The sequence below is a fragment of the Promicromonospora sp. NPDC050262 genome (assembly GCF_040655935.1).
In the GTDB taxonomy this organism is placed as follows: domain Bacteria; phylum Actinomycetota; class Actinomycetes; order Actinomycetales; family Cellulomonadaceae; genus Promicromonospora.
In genome coordinates, this window is the sequence record NZ_JBFAKX010000025.1 from 59,287 (window position 1) to 76,335 (window position 17,049).

Sequence of the window (17,049 nt, forward strand, 5' to 3'; positions counted from 1 at the left end):
GCAGGTCACCTCTCGTCGATCTCGCGCAGCAGCTCGTAGCGGGCGTCGATCGCCTCGACGCGCGCGCCCGCGCCGTCGAGCACCTCGTGCACCCGGTCGGACAGCATCGCGACGACGCTGACCGGCGCGACCAGCGAGTCGAACGCGCCCTCGGTCGCGATGGGGCACTCGATCCACCAGGTCACGCTGCCGGCGAGGTGGCGCAGGCTGGTGTCGGCGAGCAGCAGCACGCGGACGCCGTCGGCCAGCAGGGACTCGACCATCTCGCCCACGCGGAACGCGTGCCGGCGGATCGAGACCACCACGACCACGTCGTCGGGGCCCAGCCCCACGAGGTCGTCGGCGAGCGACTGGCCGGGGCCGGGAGCCAGGTGCACGCGCCCGCGCACCTGGACCAGGTTGCGGCGGAGCTGGGTCGCAGGGCCGAGCGACCCGCGGCGGCCGACGACCACCACGTCGCGCGCGGTCGCCAGGGCGTCGGCGATCTGGTCGAGCATGCCGTCGTCGAGCGCCGCGTAGACCTTCTCCAGGTTCTTGACCTCCTGCTCCAGCCGCTCGCGCAGGCCGGGCGAGGGGTCGACGGCGATCGGCAGGCCGCGCCCGCGCTGGGTGCGCAGGTCCTCGCGCAGCCCCTCGAAGTCCTCGTAGCCGAGTTTGCGGAACAGCCGGCTCATCGTCGCCTTGGACACCCCTGCCAGGGCGGCGAGCTCCGTGGCGCGGTAGGTCCCGAGGTCGCCGAGGTGGTCGAGCAGGGCGTCCGCGGCGCGGCGCTCCTGCGGGGACAGCTCCCGGTAGCCGGCGGCGATGCGGTCCTCGAGCGGGCGGTCCGCGAGCGACGTCATCGGACCTCCTCCGGGAGCGCGGTCCGAGCCGGTGCCCCGGGCCGGTGCCCACGGGCGACCGCCAGCACCGCGGCCGTGTACGCGTCCAGGGCCACGCCCACGTCCTCGGCCTCCACGTGCTCGTCCGGGTGGTGGCTGATCCCGTCGCGGCAGCGCAGGAAGAGCATGCCCACGTCGGTCACGGCGTCCATCGCCATGCCGTCGTGGCCGGCGGGGCTCCACAGCCCCAGCGGGTCCGACGTCGTCCCGGTCGCCTCCGCGATGCCCGCCGCCACGGCCTCGCGCAGCCACGGGGCGCAGGTGGTCGACGGCGCCCGGTGGGTCTCGGCGTGCTCGAACGTCACGCCCCGCGCGGCGGCGATCTCCCGCCCGGCCGCGGCGATCCGCTCCCACAGCGCGTCGCGGCCCGCGTCGGTGCGGCCACGCAGGTCGAGCGTCAGCTCGGCCCGGCCGGGGATCACGTTGACGGCGCCGGGCTCGACGCGCAGGTCGCCCACGGTGGCGAGGCAGTCGGTCGCCCGGGCCAGCTCCTCGATCCGCGTGACGAGGTGCGCGGCGGCGACCAGCGCGTCCCGGCGTCGGGCGAACGGCGTGCCGCCCGCATGCCGGGCCTCGCCCGTGACGGTCAGCACGAACCGCCGCGCCCCGGCGATGGTCGTGACGTACCCGAGCGGCAGGCCCTCGGCCTCCAGCACCGGACCCTGCTCGATGTGCGCCTCCAGGTATCCGACCAGGTCAGCGGGGTTGCGGGCGGCATCGCCCACGCGATCCGGGGCCAGGCCGAACCGCAGGAACGCGTCGCGCAGGGTCACGCCGTCGGCGTCGGCCTGGTCCCACCAGGCGGGGTCCCACTGGCCCGACGCCGCGCAGCTCCCGAGCAGCGCCTTGCCGAACCGGGTGCCCTCCTCGTCGGAGAACCCCACGACCTCCAGCGCGAACGGCAGCGCCACGTCGCGCAGCCGGTGCGCGACGGCGATCGCGAGCACCACGCCGAGCATCCCGTCGTAGCGCCCGGCGTCGGGCACGGTGTCGAGGTGGGAGCCGAGCACGAGCGCGGGCTCGCCCGGGGTGCCGGGGCGCTGCGGCGTGCCGTCGGCGGCGCGGCGGCCCCAGATGTTCCCGGCGGCGTCGGTCCCGGTCTCCAGGCCGGCCTCCAGCATCCAGGCCCGCACCACGGCGTTCGCGGCGGCGTGCTCGGGCGAGAGGTACACGCGTTCCAGGGCGTCCGGCCGCGCGGAGTGCCGCGTCAGGTCGTCGCACCGGGCCATGACCCAGGCGGTGGTGCCGATCTCGGTCACAAGCGTGCCTCCTTCGCGACGGCGGTGTCGGGAACCATCTGGTGCACCGGGTCGTGGACGCCGCCGTGGCCGGCGCCGTCGTACGCCGCGAGCGCGGCCGAGACGCCGCCACCCGCCGGGGCGTGGAAGCCGACCCGGCGCAGCTCGTGCTCCAGGGCCGCCAGCGTGGTGAGCACGGCGTCGCGGCGGGCGTTGAAGCCCATGGTGCCGATGCGCCAGACCACGCCGTGCAGGGGACCGAAGGAGGTGCCGATCTCGATCCCGAAGTCGTCGAGGAGGCCGCCGCGGACGGCGTCGCCGTCCACGCCGTCGGGGATGCGCACGGCGACCACGTTGTGCATCTTGTGGGCGACGTCGCCGAAGACCTCCAGGCCCAGCCCGAGCACCCCCGCCAGCATCGCGGCACCGTGCTGTGCGTGCCGGTCCACGGCCGTGGCCATGCCCTCGGCGACCAGGAGCCGGGCGCACTCGCGGGCGGCGTAGAGCATGGACGTGGCCTCGGTGTGGTGGTTGAGGCGGCGCGGGCCCCAGTACTCCATGATCTGCGCGAGGTCGAGGTAGTTGGACTGGATGGGCACGCCGTGCGGCGCGACGTCGTCCGCGGTCCGGATCCCGGCCTCGACGTGCCGGCGCCGGTCGATCGCGGCGACCGCGGCGGGCGAGAGCGTCACCGGCGCGCTGCCCGACGGGCCGCCCAGACATTTCTGCAGCCCGGCGGTCGCGGCGTCGACGCCCCACTCGTCGGTGTGGAACGGGTTGCCGCCGAGGGTGGCCGTGGCGTCCACGTACAGCAGCGCGTCGTGCTCGTGGGCGATGCGGCCCAGGTCGGCCAGCGGCTGCGCCATGGTCGTCGAGGTGTCCCCGTGCACGACGGCGAGCAGGCGGGGCCGCACGCGGCGCACGGCGTCCTCGATCTGGTCCGGCCGGAAGACCGTGCCCCACTCGGCCTCGATGGTGTGCACCTCGGCCCCGGCCCGGGCGCTGATCTCGGCGAGCAGGTGCCCGAACCGCCCGAACACCGGCACCAGCACCCGGTCGCCCGGCTCCAGCAGGGACACCAGCGCCGCCTCGATGCCCGCGCGGGACGTGCCGTCCACGAGCAGCGTCTGCTCGTTGGCGGTGTCCCAGACGGTGCGCCACAGGAGCATGGCCTCGGTCATGGTGTCGGTCATGAACGGGTCGAACTGGCCCACCAGCGGTGCGGCCATGGCGCGCAGCACGCGCGGGTCGGCGTCGACGGGCCCGGGACCCATCAGGAGCCGGGCGGGCGGGTGGATCTGGGTCATGCGGGCCTCCTGAGCAGCGTCCCCCGGCTCACCCCGGCGGCCGCGCGGCCGTCCGGGACGGGCACCACGGCGCCCTGGACCGTCAGGCCGTCATACGCGCTGATCTTGTTCTTGTGCGCCATCTCGGCGGCGCGGAAGGTGGTGGACGCGTCGGGGTCGTAGACGAGCAGGTCGGCCGCGGCACCCTCGGCGATCACGCCGCGCGGGCGCGTGCCCCGGTCCAGCCCCACGAGCGCGGCGGTGTTCGCCGCGGTCCAGCGGGACACCTCCGACAGGGGCACGCCGCGCCGTCGGGCGGCGTCGGCCAGGGCGAGGAAACCCGCCTGGAGGCCGGAGATGCCGCCCCAGGCGGCCTGGAGGTCGGTCTCGCCGGGCCGGCTACCGCCGGACTTCTCCTCGGCGGTGGCCGGCGAGTGGTCGCTGACCACGGAGTCGATGATCCCCGCGCGCAGCCCGTCCCAGAGGGCGTCCTGGTTGCCGCGGTCGCGGATGGGCGGGCAGCACTTGAACGCGGCGTCGCCGTCGGGCACGTGCTCGGCGTCCAGCACCAGGTAGTGGTGGCAGGTCTCGACGGTGACGGGCAGCCCCTCGTCCTTCGCCTCCTGCAGCAGGTCGAGCGCCCGCGCGGACGACAGGTGCAGCACGTGGGTGGGTGTGCCCGTCTCCCGGACGGCGTCGAGCAGCCCGGCGATCGCCGTCGTCTCGGCGTCGTGGGGGCGGGAGGCCAGGAAGTCCGCGTAGGCGCGGCCGGGCCGGTGCGGCGCCGCCGCGAGCGCCGCCGGGTCCTCGGCGTGGACGATGAGCAGCCCGCCGAACCGTGCGATCCGGTCCATGGCCTTCAGCAGCTCGTCCGGTCCGAGCGGCGGGAACTCGGGTACGCCGGAGTCGGCGAGGAAGCACTTGAACCCGAAGACGCCGGCGTCCCAGAGGGGCTCCAGGTCCTCGGCGTTGCCGGGCACCGCACCGCCCCAGAAGCCGACGTCGCAGTGCAGCTCGCCGCGGTCGCGGACCGCCTCGGCCGCGGCGCGCTTGGTCTCCAGCGCGGCGACGCTCGTGGTAGGCGGGAGCGAGTTGAGCGGCATGTCGACGATCGTGGTGACGCCGCCGAGCGCGGCGGCGCGGGTCGCGGACGCGAAGCCCTCCCAGGCGGTGCGGCCGGGCTCGTTGACGTGCACGTGGGTGTCGACGACGCCGGGCAGCACCACCTTCTCGCCCAGGCGCACCACCTCCGGCGGCGGCTCCGGGGCGGCGCCGAGCACCTCGCCGAACAGGTCGTCGGCCGGCTTCAGCACGGCGTCGGGGTCGCTCGTGCCCCACCACACCTGGTCGATGCGGTCGCCGTCGAGACGCAGGACGGCGGGGCGCAGCTCGCCCTCGACCAGCACCCGCTCGGACGCGAGGACCACGCTCATACGAACCCTCCGATCGTGGACCACACGGGATGCTCCGGACCGGTCTGCCCGTCCGGGCCGGACCGCTGGACGGCCGCCTCGATGAGGCCGTAGGGCCGGTCGGCGGCGAAGAACACCTCACCGGGGTTGTCCAGGCCGAACGGCTCCAGGTCCACCAGGAAGTGGTGGTTGTTGGGGCACGACAGCCGGATCTCGGCGATGTCGCCGAACGCCTCCAGCACGGCGCTGCCCATCGCGTAGACGGACTGCTGCAGGGCCAGGGAGTGCAGCTCGGCGAACGTGGTCAGCAGCAGCGCGCGTACGGCGGCGAACCGCTCGTCGTAGTCCGCCGGGCCTGCGGCCTCGGCGAACGACGCGTCGTAGCGCCACCAGGCGGTGACGTCGGTCGCGAGGATGCGGTCGTCGGTCTCGGGCAGCGTCGTGTACCGGTCGCGCGGGAACCCGGAGAACTCCGACCCGGTGGACTTCAGGACCGTGACGTCGCTCAGGCCCGCGAGCACGGTCAGGCCGACGTCGTCGGCGTGCACGAGCGCCGTCCGGCGCTCGGCGGCGCCCCGGACGAACGCGTGGTCGTGGCCTGCCCCGCCGTCGGCGCCCGGCGTGCCCGTCGCGATGCGCTCCCAGCCGTACTGCTCGGCACGCCAGCGCCCGCCCGTGACCTGCGGCTCGACGAGGAAGTGCCGGGCGAGCCGCAGCAGGAACGTCTCCGGCGAGCCGACGCCGTCCCGGGCGAACGCCTGCACCGTGTTCTTCTGCGTGTCGGTGGCGATGACGCCCGTGTTGTCGCCGGTCTCGTGCGTGGCCCGGAAGTCGCCGCGGAGCTGCGAGGTGATGTTCAGGTCGGTGACGCGGTGCCGTGCGGTGTCGCGGTCGACGCGCACCAGCCGCACCTCGGCCTTCCCGTACTGGTTGGGCCCCAGGACTATCGACATTCAGCTCCCCCGGTAGGTGGTGTAGGCGAACGGGCTCAGCAGCAGAGCGACGTGCGTGTGGTCGGGGCCGAGCACCACGTCGAGCAGCACCTGCCCGAAGAACGTGTCGCGGCCCTGCGCCGCGAACCAGTCGCCGGCGGCGAAGGTGAGGACGTGCCGGCCGGGCGTGACCTCGCCCCAGGCGATGCGGCCGTCGTCGTCGGTCACGGCCTGCCGGGTGCCGAGGGTGACCGCCAGCCCCGCGGCCGGGAGGCCGCGGGCGGCGTCCAGCACGTGGGTGGAGGCGGTGCTCATGGCGCCACCGCCGGTTCTTCGACGGTCTCCTCGGCGCTCTCCTCGACAAGGGCTTCCAGCCGCAGCAGGGCGATCTGGCGCAGCTGCTCCGCCGTCACCAACGCCTCGTCGGCGGGATCGTTGGCCAGCCGCTCGGTCAGGTTCTCGAGGATCTGCTCCGCGGTGCGGCCCGCGGCCCGGACCAGGAAGATGCGGCCGAACCGCGCCTCGTAGGCGACGTTGCCCTCGGCGATCCGGGCCGCCGTCGCCTCGGCCGCGGTGGGCTGCTCGGTGCGGGACAGGCGTGCCTCGGTGCTGTCCCCCGTGGCGCGCTCGCCGATCCGCGGGTGGTGCGCCAGGGCGGCGTCGACGTCGTCGGCCCCCCAGTCTGCGGCGGACCGCATGGCGTGCAGCAGGAGCTGGTCCCGGCGCAGGTAGGGGCGGCCGGCCACCACCGCGTCGACCCAGGAGTCGACGTCGGCGCACGGGCGGACGGCCGCCGCGGCGTCGGACGGGGACAGGGCGTTGAACGTCGCGAGGTCCATGGCACAAATCTACGGTTTCAACGCGATTTGCGAGTGGCACACGAGTTTCAGGCCCGTAAATCTTCACGAACGACGTCCGTGGCGACCCGGGCGACGCCGCTGATCCCGCCGAACGTGCTGATCCCGCCGAACGTAGGCTTGATCGGCGCATCGGGCCCCATGCGCCGATCAACCCTACGTTCGACGGCCCTACGCCCCGAGACGGCCCGCCAGCGCGAGCAGCGAGCGGTCCGAGCCCGCCGGGCCCACCAGGCAGGCGCCCGCCGGGAGCCCGCCCGACGTCGTCACCGGCACCGACACCGCCGGCAGGCCACCGATGCCCGCGATGCAGGTGAGCAGCATCGTCGCCTCGCGGGCGGCCTCGGCCTCCTCGGGCCGGGGCGCGACGGTCGCCGTGGACGGCAGCACGAGCACCCGGTCCCCCAGCCGGTCCCGGATCAGCGCCCGCGCCCGCCCGACGTCGGCCCGGGCCACCTCTGCGTCGGCCACGCCGATGGACCGGGCCCGCTCGAACCGCCCGCGCACCGCGGGGCCGAGCGTGTCCATCCGGTCGGCCAGCCACGCGCCGTGCACGGCCCACGCCTCGGCCGCCTGGAGCGTCTGGAAGGCGGCGAGCCACACCGGCTCGGGCGCCCAGTCGACCGGCTCCGCACCGGCGGTCCGCACGAAGCGCCCGACGGCGTCGCGCACCTCGGGTGCGGCCAGGTCCAGGAGGGCGTCGCTCACCACGAGCGGGGCGTCCTCCGGGAGCGCAGCGGCGTCGGCCGGGAGCAGCACCTCGCCTACCCGGGCCAGCGTGCCGGCGTCGCGGGCGAGCCAGCCCACGGTGTCGAACGACGGCGCCAGGGGCAGCAGCCCGCCCGCCGGCACCGCGCCGTGCGTCGGCCGGATGCCCCACAGACCCTGGTAGGCGGCGGGCACGCGCACCGAGCCGCCGGTGTCGGTGCCCAGCGCGACGCTCGCCTGGCCGGCGGCGACCGCCGTGGCCGGGCCCGACGTCGAGCCGCCGCTGATGCGTCCCGGCGCGTGCGGGTTGGGCGGGGTGCCGTAGTGCGCGTTCGCCCCGGTCAGCGAGTAGGCGAACTCCTCGGTCCGCGCGAGGCCCGTGACGGCGGCGCCGGCCGCGAGCAGCCGCGCGACGGCGTCGGCGTGCTCCTCCTCGACCGGCGCCGCCGCGAGCCAGGCCGGGTTGCCGGCGCCGACCCGCTCGCCGGCCACGGCGAACAGGTCCTTGACCGCGACGCTCTCGCCGTCGAGCACGCCGGAACCGGTGGGGGCAACCAGCGAGCCGGCCTCGGGCCGGACCCGCCACACACTGAGATCAGGAGCCATGCGCACATGCTGCCAGGCCGGTGGAGCTGCCGGGGCCGGCCAGACGGTGCGGGAGCGGGCGGGGCGATGAGCGACGGTCAGGCGCGGGCGGAAGGAGAAATCGCAGGTCAGCGGCCCACGGCCCGGAGCGGGTGAAGTCCGGACAAACCCCTGGCCGCGCCCGTCGCCCTGTGCGATCCTCCGAGACCGGGACTGCCACCCGGCGCCCCTTGGGTCTGTCCGATCGGGGAGTCGAAGATGCTGCAAGGCCTGGGGCTGTCCGGAACGGCCGAGTCCGTCTACCTGCAGATGCTCCGGGACCGCGATGCGGGGCCCGACCGGATCGCCGAGGCGCTCGGCATCGACGAGGAGCAGGTCCGCGACGCGCTGGACGAGCTCTCCCGCCTGATGCTCGTCGAGGCGTCGTGGGCGGGTGACGACGGGTTCCGCCCCGTCAGCCCGGAGATCGGGCTCGCCGCCCTCCTCGCGCGGGAGCAGGCGCAGGTCGCGCAGCGCAACCAGGAGATCGAGGAGGGCCGGGTCGCGCTCGCCCGCCTCGTCTCCGAGCTGCAGAACGTGCGCAAGGGGCCCGACGTCGAGGTGCTGGAGACCGCGGAGGAGGCGCGGGACCGCCTGGCGACGCTCACCGAACGGTGCACGCAGCAGCTGTGCACGTTCGTGCCGACCCGGGCCACGTCGTCCCGCGCGCTGGAGTCGAGCCGGGCGCTGAGCCAGCGCCTGCTGGACCGGGGCGTGCGGATGCGGACCGTCTACCTGGAGAGCATCCGCAACGACCAGGCCACCTGGGACCACGCGACCTGGCTGCGCAACAACGGGGCCGAGGTGCGGCTGGCCGCGACGGTCCCCGTCCGGCTGCAGATCATCGACCAGGGCCACGCGATGGTCCCCCTGGCCAACACCGAGTCGGGATCCGGCGCGGTGGTGATGACCTCCCCCGGCGTCGTGGCCGCCCTCATGGCCCTGTTCGCGCAGACCTGGCGGTCGGCCACCCCGCTCGGCGCGGACCGGCGACGCGACGACGACGGCCTGTCGGTGCAGGAGCACGAGCTGCTGCGGCTGTGGGCCAAGGGGGCGACCGACGAGACCGCCGGACGCCGGCTGGGCGTGTCCCTGCGGACGGTGCGGCGCCTCAGCAGCGCCCTCATGGAGCGGCTGGACGCCGGCAGCCGCTTCCAGGCGGGCGCGCGGGCGCTGGACCGGGGGTGGCTGGACCCGGCCGACCTCGGCTGAGCCCCGACCTCAGCCGAGCTCCGCGGGGCTCCAGACCCGGACCGCGCCCAGCGTCCATCCGGGCAGCTCCAGGGAGTCCGCCGCGGCGAGCAGCAGGCGGCAGCCGGTCGCCGCCGCCTGCTCCAGCGGGACCAGCAGGAAGATCACCACGCCGAAGCCCGTGGGCAGCGTGCCGGCGTAGACGTGCATCAGCTCGTCCTGCGGTACGGCGACGGCCTGGACCGCCTCGACGAGCCTCGCCGACGTGGTCCAGGCCGCGGTGGGCGCCTCGACGATGATGCTGACGACCCGCATCGATCGTCAGGGCTGGGTGGTCGGCGGGGCCGACTCCCACTGCGGGTCGGTCCACCGGGAGTCCGACCACTGCGGGTGCGCCTCCCACTGGGGGTCGGACGCGCTGGCGGCGACCTGGCCCGCGCCCGTGAGCAGGAGGGCGGTCAGGACGGCGGCAGCGACTCGCTGGGCATTGTTGATGCGCACGATGATTCTCCGTTTCGACGGGGGATTCTTTCTTTCTGTTTCTTATCCTTTCCCGCCGCCCGTCCGGCAACAAGAGAATGGCACTGTCCTGACCGTGCCACGACATTTCCTGCCGCGCGGAGAAGAAATGGCACGGTCCTGCCACCGAATGTGGTGGCAGGACCGTGCCATTGTCAGCCGGGTGGCCGGATCACATGTTCACCCGGATACCGAAGTCACCCCCGTAGACGTTCGTCACGTGCACGCTGGTCGAGTTGCGCGGTGGCGCCGCCTCGACCATCTGGCCGTTTCCTAGGTATATCGCCACGTGATAGGTGCTCGACCAGCCACCCCACATGATCAGGTCACCGCGCTGCAGGTTGCTCATGGAGACCTTGGTGCCCTTGCTGAGGTGGGCGCCGGTGTAGGTGCCGATGTCGACGCCCGCGCCCTGCCAGAACGCGTACTGCGTCAGGCCGGAGCAGTCGAAGCCGAACCGGCTCCGGTCGTCGTAGCCACCCGGGCTGCAGCAGATGCCGTAGGTCGGGCCGTACTTGTTGCCGCCGCCCCACGAGTAGGTGTAGCCCTGGCCGGTCTGCGCGAGCGCGGCCTGGATGACCCGCTCGACCTTCTGCGCGTAGTCGCCGCTGGTGTCGCCACCGGGGCTGCCCGGGTCGACAGGCCCCTCGGAGACCGGGCACGTGGTGCCCGTGATGAACTTGTGGGAGGCGTTGTTGTTGTAGAGCGTGCCGTTCAGCGCACCCTTGAAGCCCGCCGCGACGGCCTGCGAGGAACCGCCGTAGTAGCTGTTGAAGTAGACGCAGACCGTCTTGCTGGACCGGTTCCACACCGACGCGGCGTTGTTCTTGATGCACTCGCCCTGGCCGGCGCCCGCACCCTTGAAGTCGTAGCACGACGGCTGCGACGTGCCGTAGTCACCGACCGAGTCGGAGAAGTCCGAGATGGACCCCGCGTTGCCGCTGTTGTAGTAGTAGCAGAGCTCCCCGGACTCGCAGGTGCCGCTGCGGGAACCGCCGCCGGGGGCAGACGCCCCGACGAACTGGTGCGAGGCGTTGTTGTTGTAGAGCGTGCTGTTGAGCTGGCCCTTGAACCCCGGCGCGACGTCCTGGTAGGTGCCCGCGTAGTTGCTGTTGTAGTAGACCCGGACCGTCTTGGTCGACCGGTTCCACACCGACGCGGCGTTGTTCTTGATGCACTCGCCCTGGCCGGCGCCCGCACCCTTGTAGTCGTAGCACGTGGGCTGCGCGTCGCCGTAGCTGCCCGCGGACTCCGTGAAGTCCGAGATGGACCCCGCGTTGCCGCTGTTGTAGTAGTAGCAGAACTCGCCGTCCTCGCAGGTGCCGCTGCGCGCACCGGTGTCGGTGCCCGCGGTGCCGACGAGCTGGTGCGAGGCGTTGTTGTTGTACAGCTCCGCGCTGAGCTGGCCCTTGTAGCCGGAACCGATGTTCTGGTACTCGCCGCCGTAGCCGGTGTTGTAGTAGACGCGGACCGTCTCGCCCGTCCGGTTCCACACCGAGGCCGCGTTGTTCTTGATGCACTCGCCCTGGCCGTTGCCCGACCCCTTGAAGTCGTAGCAGGACGGCTGCGTGGTGCCGTAGTCGCTCACCGAACCCGTGAAGTCCGAGACGGACCCCGCGTTGTCGCTGTTGTAGTAGTAACAGAACTCGCCGCTGTCGCAGACCCCGTCACGTGCCGCGGCCGAGGCGGGACTCGCCACGCCCACGACGGCCACCAGGAAGGAGGCCAGCAACGCGATCACCGCGAGAAGCGCAGGTGCTCTTCTCATCAACATTCTCCCTTCAGCGGGCCGTTCTCCGGCCCGGTGCTTTCTCTGCCGATTCGGGATGCCGGACCGGATAGGGAGATGTTTGCAATTCGCGGACAATGCCGGGAAGTGGGCTGACGGTGCCACGAGACGCGAATGACTGCTCGGGACAACTACCGCGCTCCTGGCACCAAGATGCACGCCGCGGGCCTGGCACGGATGGGCCAGAAAAAAGATCGCGGGCCGGCGGGCCGCGAGGTTGGATCGCCGTATGACCGTCATCTTGAGCACGCCCGGCCCGGGCGACGTGGCCGCCGCGACCGACGCGCTGCGCGCGTGGCAGGACGACGCCCGGCCCGTGCAGCTCCACCCCGGGGACGTGGGCTGGTACCAGCGGTTCGGCGCCCGGACCGCGGCGGCGGCCGTTCGGACCTGGAGCCGGGACGGGCGGTTGCTCGCCGTCGGCCTGCTGGACGGGTCGCGGCTGCTGCGCATGACGACGGCGCCCGACGCCCACCGCGACGAGGAGCTGGCCCAGCGGCTGGTCGCCGACCTGACGACGCCGGAGCGCGGGGTGCTCCCGGACGGGGAGGTCAGCGTCGAGGCGCCCCCGGGCGCCCTGGTGAGCGACCTGCTCGCCGACGAGGGCTGGGGCGCCGAGGACCCGTTCACGCCGCTGCAGCGCGACCTCGCCGACCCCGTCGAGGACCCGGGCGTGCGGGTCGAGGTGGTCGGACCGGACCGGGTGAGCGAGCGCACCTTCGTGCACCGGGAGGCGTTCGGCGGCCCGACGTTCACGGACGAGCGCTGGCACGACATGGCGGCCGGCCCGCTGTACGCGGACGCGCGCTGCCTGCTCGCCTACGACGGCGCGGGCGTGCCCGTCGGCGCGACGACCGTCTGGTCGGCCGGCCCCGGCAGGCCCGGCCTCATCGAGCCCCTGGGCGTGCACCCGGACCATCGTGGTCACGGCTACGGCCGGGCGATCACCGTCGCCGGGGCGGCCGCCCTGCGCGAGCTCGGGTCGTCCAGCGCCGTCGTCATCACGGAGACCGCGCGCGCCGCCGCGGTCGCCACGTACGTGTCGGCGGGGTTCAAGCGGCTCCCCGACCGGTACGACCGGCAGCGGGCCGCGTAGGACGCGCCGCCGCTCTGCGCCGCCCCGGACCGGGCGCCGAACGTAGGGTTCGTCGGCGGATGAGCGCTCATGCGCCGACGGGCCCTACGTTCGGCCGCAGCCGGCCGCAGCCGGCCGCAACGCGCCGCCGCTCTGCGCCCTAGCGGGGCAGGAAGTCCGCCTTGCGGATCCGGGCGTGCACGCCCTTGACCACGTCGACCACCTGCGAGATGTCGAAGTCCGTGGTGGCCGACAGGTACGCGTAGGCGTGCGCGGGCGACATCCCGTACCGCACCCCCAGCAGGGCGATCGCCGCGCGCACGCAGTTCTGCACGGCCACGTCGAGGTCGCGGTCCAGCCCGGTCGGCACCAGGAACTCCGTGGTCTCCGCGAGCGGGCCGGCCAGCTCGCCGAACGTCGCGACGGCGTCGGCGGCCGGGATCAGGTCGAAGCCGAGCCGCACGCGCAGCGAGGCCTCGAACGCGGTGAGCGCCACCTCGCCGTCGCCCTGCGCGAAGTGCGGGTCGCCCACGTACGCGAGCGCCCCCGCCACCTGTACCGGCAGGTACAGGGTGGACCCGGCGCCCAGCAGGTTGATGTCGATGTTGCCGCCGAACGGCCCCGGCGGCACCGAGTGCGGCCGCTCGTCCCCGGCGGCGGCGACGCCCATGATGCCGAGGAACGGGCGCAGGTCGAAGCCCACCCGGCCCTCGGCGCCCTCGGCGAGCGGGATCGAGCCGCGCCCCGCGCCGTCGGCCCACGAGTCCACCTGCGCGAAGACGCTGACGATGTCCGCCCCGCCGGCCGGGTACTCGCCGGGCAGGGAGCCGCGGCCGTGGCGGTTGGAGATCACGCCGTACGGCACACGGGGGTCGGTGGACAGCACGCGGATCGCGAGGAGGTCTCCCGGCTGCGCGCCGCGCACCTCGACGGGCCCGGTGACGACGTGTCCGCCGTGCGCTCCCGGCACGTCGAGCAGGCCGGGCGTGCGGACCCCCAGACGGGACCGGCGGGCGGTGGCGAGCTCCACGGCGTCGGCCAGGACGGCGTCCTCGGCGACGCCGCGCTCCGCGAACCAGGCGAGCGGATCGCCGCCCTGGTCCTCCAGGATCCCCTCGTGGGAAAGGGTGTCGACCACGACCTCCTCGCCCGGGTCCACGGCCAGCACCGCGCGGTCCACCGCGCAGGGCAGCCGGCCCCAGTAGGCGGTCTCGGTCGAGGTGGGCAGGTACGCGGCCCCGTCGACGACGGCGGCGCCGGCGCCCGCGCTCGTCCCCGTGCCGGGCTGGAGGATGGTCTGCTGGTGCACGGGCCGAGAGTACACAGCGGGCGTTGCGGGCCCGCGGCGTCAGCGTTGCGCCCGGGCGCCGTCAGGCCTGGAGCAGCGCCCGGGCCGCGGCGCGGGCGGCGCCGAACGCGTCCGGCTGCGCGCGCGTCGTGTGCGCCACCATCGCGCCCTCGTACAGCAGGTGGACCTGCTCGCCGAGGCGCTCCGCGTCCGGGTGCCCGGCGTCGCGCAGCAGCCGCTGGAACTCGGCGAGCATGTACTGCTTGTCGGCCAGGATCACGGCGTTGCCCGGGTGCTCGGTGGCGCCGATCTCGCCGTGGGCGTTGACGAACGCACACCCGCGCACGTTGTCGTCGGCCCACTCCTCGGCGACCTCGAGCGCGACCAGGACCTGCTCGACGCCCGTCGCCCCGCGTTCCGCGAGCCGCCGCCCGAACCACGTGGCCCAGCGCTCGTGCCGCCGGGTCAGGTACGCGGCCACCAGCGCGTCCTTGGACCCGAACCGGTCGTAGAGCGTCTTCTTGGTGACCCCGGCCTGGTCGGCGATCAGGTCGACGCCGACGCCGCGGATGCCGCGCTCGTAGAACAGGGCGCTGGCCGCGACGAGGATCCGCTCGCCGGCCGGGGTGTCGGGGTTGGGGCTGCGGCGGGGCACGGGTCCCTCCAGGTGGTCGCGTCCGGGCGATGCGTCCGGGTCCACTGCGAGTATACCGACCTGTATGTTTACCTGGCTGGTATGACTGATCGGACGAGAAGAAGCCTCCTGGGGCACCTCGCCCCCGCCCTGCTCGTGGTGATGTGGAGCTCCGGCTTCGTCGGGGCCACCTTCGCGGCGCCGGTCGCGCCCGCCGCCACCACGCTCCTGTGGCGCTATGTGGTCGCCGGGACCCTGATGGTCGTGGTGGTGCTGGCGCTCGGCCGCCGGTACGGCGCGCGCTACCTCCGGCGCGAGGCGGTGCTGGGCGCCCTCGGCCAGGCCGGCTACCTCTACGGCGTGTTCCGCGCGGTCGAGGAGGGCCTGCCGGCCGGGACCGCCGCACTGCTCGCCTCGCTCCAGCCGGCGCTGGTCGCGGTGGTCATGTCCGGGTTCGGGCGCAGGCGCGGGACCGGGCGCGGCGGCGGGCGCGGGAGCGGCGGCGGACGCGGGAGCGGCGGCGGACGCGGGAGCGGCGGCGGACGGCGCCAGGCCGTCGGCCTGGCGATCGGGTTCGCGGGGGTCGCCCTCGCCGTCGGGCCGGACGTCGCAGCCGGGACCGGCGCCGCGGGCGCGCTCTGGGCCGTGCTCGGCATGCTGTCGCTCTCCGCCGCCACGGTGCTGGGCGACCTGTGGCCCGCGCCCGACGAGGCGGGTAAGCACGACGTGCTGGACTCCCTGGCCGTGCAGGGCGTCGTCGCGCTCGGGATCTTCGCCGTGCTCGCCCTCGCGAGCGGACAGGCCGCTCCCCCCGCCGACCCGACCTTCTGGCTGGCGATCGCCTGGCTCGTCGGGCTGGCGTTCCTCGGCGGGTACGGGATGTACCTGTACGTGCAGCGCACGCGCGGGCCCGTCGCGGTGAGCACGTGGCTCTACCTCACCCCGGCGGTCTCCGCCGCATGGGCCTGGGCCATGTTCGACCAGGACCTGCCGCTCCTTGCCGTGGCCGGGTTCGTGGTCAGCCTGGCGGGCGTGCTCCTGACCCGGCCCGCCCGGCGGCCTGCGGATGAAACCCGGCCGGGAGTGCCCGCGGCCTCGGTACGCTCCGGGCCGTGAGGATCACCGACTTCCGGCCGCGCCAGAGCAGGGAGGCCGCCGAGGTCGCGGCCGACGGGTTCGCCGACGACCCGCTGTGGACCTACACCGTTCCGGACGTCGGACGACGTCGTCTGCCGCACCTGATCCTGCTCCGGACGGCACTGCACATCCTGCGGCCGCCGCAGGCCGCCCGGGTGGCCGTGCACGACGGCCGGATCATCGGGCTGGCCACCTGGACTACCGCGGGCGCGGAGGACCCCTACGACCCGTTCGCCCCCACCCAGCGCGTCGACCCTCGCCTGACCCGCGCCACGCGGACTCTGGTCCGCCGCACGAGCACCGACTGGCCCCGGCTCTCCGCGCTGTACGCCACGCTCGCCCAGTCGTACCCGAACGACCCGGGCTGGTTCCTCGGCACGCTCGTCGTGCGCCCCGACCGGCGCGGCACCGGCGTCGGCAGTGCGCTCCTGCGCGACGGTCTCGCCCGGGCAGACGCCGCCGGCCAGCCGGTCTCGCTGCAGACGAGCAGCACCAGGAACGTCGAGTTCTACCGGCGGCACGGGTTCGAGGTCACCCGGACCTTCGCCGAGCTGTACCCGGGGTCCCCGCCCCTGTGGAACCTGCGCAGGCCGGTGTCGGCGCAGGTCACCGCGGATGTCCCCAGCGCGCCACGTGGTGCCACACCTTCTTGAGGTCCTGCGGGTCGTGCTCCCCCGCACGCACGGCCTCGCCGACCGCCCGGGCGTCCAGCCGGCCGTCCGTCGTGTGCCCGACGGCGACCGCCCGCGCCACGTCCACGATCTCCGGTCCGCGGAACCCGGGCCGTGTGGCCAGGTCGTCCACGTGCAGCCGGAACCCGTGGTGCCACTCGACGGCGACGCCGAGCCCTTCCGCGGCCTCGGCCTCGGCCGTGCCGCGGTAGCAGGGGTCCAGCACGAGCGCCTCGACGTCGTCCGGCAGGTCGACCACGCCGTGCACCTGGGCCTCGACGTAGTCGTCCAGGAGGTCGTGCACGCCGGCCGCGGTGTCGGCGTCCGCCAGCGCGACCAGCGGCGCCGGGTCGACGGCGGCGAAGTGCTCCGGCTCCCGGAAGGAGTCCGGGTAGCAGAACGTGGTCCGCTCCAGCACGTGCGGGCGCAGCCGCAGGTGGGCGGAGCCGAAGCGGACGGCGGCGCCCGCCTCCCGGCGACGGTGGTTCAGCGCGCCGTAGCGGGGGCGCAGGTGCGGTGCGGCGTCGTCGTACCGGCCGTCGAACATGCGCTGCTCCCAGCGCCACCGGTCGCCGCCGTGGTGCGCGGTGAGGCCGCCGTTGCTCGTGCCGGTCTCGAACTGGGAACGCCACACGCGGTCGTGGGCGAGACGCTCGATCAGGGTCTCGCTGCCGTCGGCGACGAGCCGGTCGGGATGGAAGTTGATCGTGACCGGCCAGTTCATGCCGGGAGGCTACCCCGTGCGCGCGCCGGGTCGGCAGTTGGCATCGAGATCGGCACAGGCCTGTGCCGATCTCGATGCCAACT

18 protein-coding genes are annotated in these 17,049 nt (G+C 74.2%); 4 read left to right on the top strand and 14 right to left on the bottom strand.

All coding sequences use genetic code 11. The features are described 5' to 3' along the window. Nucleotides 1–5: 5 nt before the first annotated feature. From AB0I29_RS25435 to AB0I29_RS25470, 8 genes are all read right to left on the bottom strand, one after another. Entirely contained in the window at nucleotides 6–842 is an 837-nt protein-coding gene (locus tag AB0I29_RS25435; protein ID WP_285107322.1) for a MurR/RpiR family transcriptional regulator, read from the bottom strand. Then, the gene (locus AB0I29_RS25440; protein ID WP_285107321.1) at nucleotides 839–2,140 is read right to left on the bottom strand and encodes an allantoate amidohydrolase; all 1,302 of its coding nucleotides are present in this window, start codon (nucleotides 2,138–2,140) and stop codon (nucleotides 839–841) included. Before AB0I29_RS25440 ends, AB0I29_RS25435 begins: the two co-directional genes overlap by 4 nt. Continuing rightward, entirely contained in the window at nucleotides 2,137–3,426 is a 1,290-nt protein-coding gene (locus AB0I29_RS25445; RefSeq protein ID WP_357486809.1) for an alanine--glyoxylate aminotransferase family protein, read from the bottom strand. Before AB0I29_RS25445 ends, AB0I29_RS25440 begins: the two co-directional genes overlap by 4 nt. Continuing rightward, on the bottom strand, nucleotides 3,423–4,838 hold the full coding sequence (gene allB, locus AB0I29_RS25450) for an allantoinase AllB (protein WP_285107319.1): 1,416 nt from the start codon (nucleotides 4,836–4,838) through the stop codon (nucleotides 3,423–3,425). The genes AB0I29_RS25445 and allB overlap by 4 nt, the downstream gene beginning before the upstream one ends. Then, complete coding sequence (gene pucL / locus AB0I29_RS25455; protein WP_357486811.1) at nucleotides 4,835–5,770, bottom strand: factor-independent urate hydroxylase; 936 nt, start codon at nucleotides 5,768–5,770, stop codon at nucleotides 4,835–4,837. Before pucL ends, allB begins: the two co-directional genes overlap by 4 nt. Then, a complete protein-coding gene (locus AB0I29_RS25460; RefSeq protein ID WP_285107317.1) occupies nucleotides 5,771–6,064 on the bottom strand; it encodes a hydroxyisourate hydrolase in 294 nt (97 codons plus the stop codon). Further along, the gene (gene uraD, locus AB0I29_RS25465) at nucleotides 6,061–6,588 is read right to left on the bottom strand and encodes a 2-oxo-4-hydroxy-4-carboxy-5-ureidoimidazoline decarboxylase (protein ID WP_285107315.1); all 528 of its coding nucleotides are present in this window, start codon (nucleotides 6,586–6,588) and stop codon (nucleotides 6,061–6,063) included. The genes AB0I29_RS25460 and uraD overlap by 4 nt, the downstream gene beginning before the upstream one ends. A 189-nt stretch (nucleotides 6,589–6,777) precedes the next feature. Beyond that, nucleotides 6,778–7,920: an amidase family protein gene (locus AB0I29_RS25470; protein ID WP_357486814.1), complete on the bottom strand. Its 1,143-nt coding sequence runs from the start codon at nucleotides 7,918–7,920 to the stop codon at nucleotides 6,778–6,780. A 237-nt stretch (nucleotides 7,921–8,157) separates the two neighbouring features. Here AB0I29_RS25470 and AB0I29_RS25475 point away from each other — a divergent pair, with 237 nt between their 5' ends. Continuing rightward, the gene (locus AB0I29_RS25475) at nucleotides 8,158–9,150 is read left to right on the top strand and encodes a LuxR family transcriptional regulator (protein WP_285107313.1); all 993 of its coding nucleotides are present in this window, start codon (nucleotides 8,158–8,160) and stop codon (nucleotides 9,148–9,150) included. A 9-nt stretch (nucleotides 9,151–9,159) separates the two neighbouring features. Here the strand turns inward: AB0I29_RS25475 and AB0I29_RS25480 are convergent, their stop codons facing one another. The 3 genes from AB0I29_RS25480 to AB0I29_RS25490 form a co-directional block, all read right to left on the bottom strand. After that, entirely contained in the window at nucleotides 9,160–9,444 is a 285-nt protein-coding gene (locus AB0I29_RS25480) for a hypothetical protein (RefSeq protein ID WP_285107311.1), read from the bottom strand. 6 nt (nucleotides 9,445–9,450) lie between these two features. Beyond that, entirely contained in the window at nucleotides 9,451–9,630 is a 180-nt protein-coding gene (locus AB0I29_RS25485; RefSeq protein WP_285107310.1) for a hypothetical protein, read from the bottom strand. Between the two features lie 190 nt (nucleotides 9,631–9,820). Next, on the bottom strand, nucleotides 9,821–11,416 hold the full coding sequence (locus AB0I29_RS25490) for a peptidase inhibitor family I36 protein (RefSeq protein ID WP_285108599.1): 1,596 nt from the start codon (nucleotides 11,414–11,416) through the stop codon (nucleotides 9,821–9,823). A 250-nt stretch (nucleotides 11,417–11,666) separates the two neighbouring features. On the opposite strand from AB0I29_RS25490, the gene AB0I29_RS25495 reads away from it, so the two are divergent. After that, complete coding sequence (locus AB0I29_RS25495; RefSeq protein WP_357486817.1) at nucleotides 11,667–12,533, top strand: GNAT family N-acetyltransferase; 867 nt, start codon at nucleotides 11,667–11,669, stop codon at nucleotides 12,531–12,533. Nucleotides 12,534–12,672: 139 nt separating this feature from the next. Here the strand turns inward: AB0I29_RS25495 and AB0I29_RS25500 are convergent, their stop codons facing one another. Both AB0I29_RS25500 and AB0I29_RS25505 read right to left on the bottom strand, forming a co-directional pair. Next, nucleotides 12,673–13,806: an acetamidase/formamidase family protein gene (locus tag AB0I29_RS25500; RefSeq protein ID WP_357486830.1), complete on the bottom strand. Its 1,134-nt coding sequence runs from the start codon at nucleotides 13,804–13,806 to the stop codon at nucleotides 12,673–12,675. 76 nt (nucleotides 13,807–13,882) lie between these two features. Then, complete coding sequence (locus AB0I29_RS25505) at nucleotides 13,883–14,500, bottom strand: TetR/AcrR family transcriptional regulator (protein ID WP_357486819.1); 618 nt, start codon at nucleotides 14,498–14,500, stop codon at nucleotides 13,883–13,885. A 36-nt stretch (nucleotides 14,501–14,536) separates the two neighbouring features. Here AB0I29_RS25505 and AB0I29_RS25510 point away from each other — a divergent pair, with 36 nt between their 5' ends. Together AB0I29_RS25510 and AB0I29_RS25515 are read left to right on the top strand one after the other, a co-directional pair. Further along, nucleotides 14,537–15,550, top strand: a complete 1,014-nt coding sequence (locus AB0I29_RS25510; protein ID WP_357486821.1) for a DMT family transporter — start codon at nucleotides 14,537–14,539, stop codon at nucleotides 15,548–15,550. Beyond that, nucleotides 15,547–16,224 (top strand): GNAT family N-acetyltransferase, encoded by a 678-nt coding sequence (locus tag AB0I29_RS25515; RefSeq protein ID WP_357486823.1) that lies wholly within the window; start codon nucleotides 15,547–15,549, stop codon nucleotides 16,222–16,224. The genes AB0I29_RS25510 and AB0I29_RS25515 overlap by 4 nt, the downstream gene beginning before the upstream one ends. On the opposite strand, the gene AB0I29_RS25520 is transcribed toward AB0I29_RS25515, so the two are convergent. Beyond that, nucleotides 16,178–16,966, bottom strand: coding sequence for a DUF3626 domain-containing protein (locus tag AB0I29_RS25520; RefSeq protein ID WP_357486825.1), 789 nt, complete (start codon nucleotides 16,964–16,966; stop codon nucleotides 16,178–16,180). The genes AB0I29_RS25515 and AB0I29_RS25520 overlap by 47 nt on opposite strands. Nucleotides 16,967–17,049 lie beyond the last annotated feature (83 nt).

What these genes read in the sequence shown, in the direction of transcription:
- AB0I29_RS25495 (WP_357486817.1), top strand. Translation starts at nt 11,667, where the DNA reads ATGACCGTCATCTTGAGCACGCCCGGCCCGGGCGACGTGGCCGCCGCG.
- AB0I29_RS25435 (WP_285107322.1), bottom strand. Translation starts at nt 842, where the DNA reads ATGACGTCGCTCGCGGACCGCCCGCTCGAGGACCGCATCGCCGCCGGC.
- AB0I29_RS25490 (WP_285108599.1), bottom strand. Translation starts at nt 11,416, where the DNA reads ATGAGAAGAGCACCTGCGCTTCTCGCGGTGATCGCGTTGCTGGCCTCC.
- AB0I29_RS25475 (WP_285107313.1), top strand. Translation starts at nt 8,158, where the DNA reads ATGCTGCAAGGCCTGGGGCTGTCCGGAACGGCCGAGTCCGTCTACCTG.
- pucL (WP_357486811.1), bottom strand. Translation starts at nt 5,770, where the DNA reads ATGTCGATAGTCCTGGGGCCCAACCAGTACGGGAAGGCCGAGGTGCGG.
- uraD (WP_285107315.1), bottom strand. Translation starts at nt 6,588, where the DNA reads ATGGACCTCGCGACGTTCAACGCCCTGTCCCCGTCCGACGCCGCGGCG.
- AB0I29_RS25520 (WP_357486825.1), bottom strand. Translation starts at nt 16,966, where the DNA reads ATGAACTGGCCGGTCACGATCAACTTCCATCCCGACCGGCTCGTCGCC.
- AB0I29_RS25480 (WP_285107311.1), bottom strand. Translation starts at nt 9,444, where the DNA reads ATGCGGGTCGTCAGCATCATCGTCGAGGCGCCCACCGCGGCCTGGACC.
- AB0I29_RS25445 (WP_357486809.1), bottom strand. Translation starts at nt 3,426, where the DNA reads ATGACCCAGATCCACCCGCCCGCCCGGCTCCTGATGGGTCCCGGGCCC.
- allB (WP_285107319.1), bottom strand. Translation starts at nt 4,838, where the DNA reads ATGAGCGTGGTCCTCGCGTCCGAGCGGGTGCTGGTCGAGGGCGAGCTG.
- AB0I29_RS25470 (WP_357486814.1), bottom strand. Translation starts at nt 7,920, where the DNA reads ATGGCTCCTGATCTCAGTGTGTGGCGGGTCCGGCCCGAGGCCGGCTCG.
- AB0I29_RS25460 (WP_285107317.1), bottom strand. Translation starts at nt 6,064, where the DNA reads ATGAGCACCGCCTCCACCCACGTGCTGGACGCCGCCCGCGGCCTCCCG.
- AB0I29_RS25510 (WP_357486821.1), top strand. Translation starts at nt 14,537, where the DNA reads ATGACTGATCGGACGAGAAGAAGCCTCCTGGGGCACCTCGCCCCCGCC.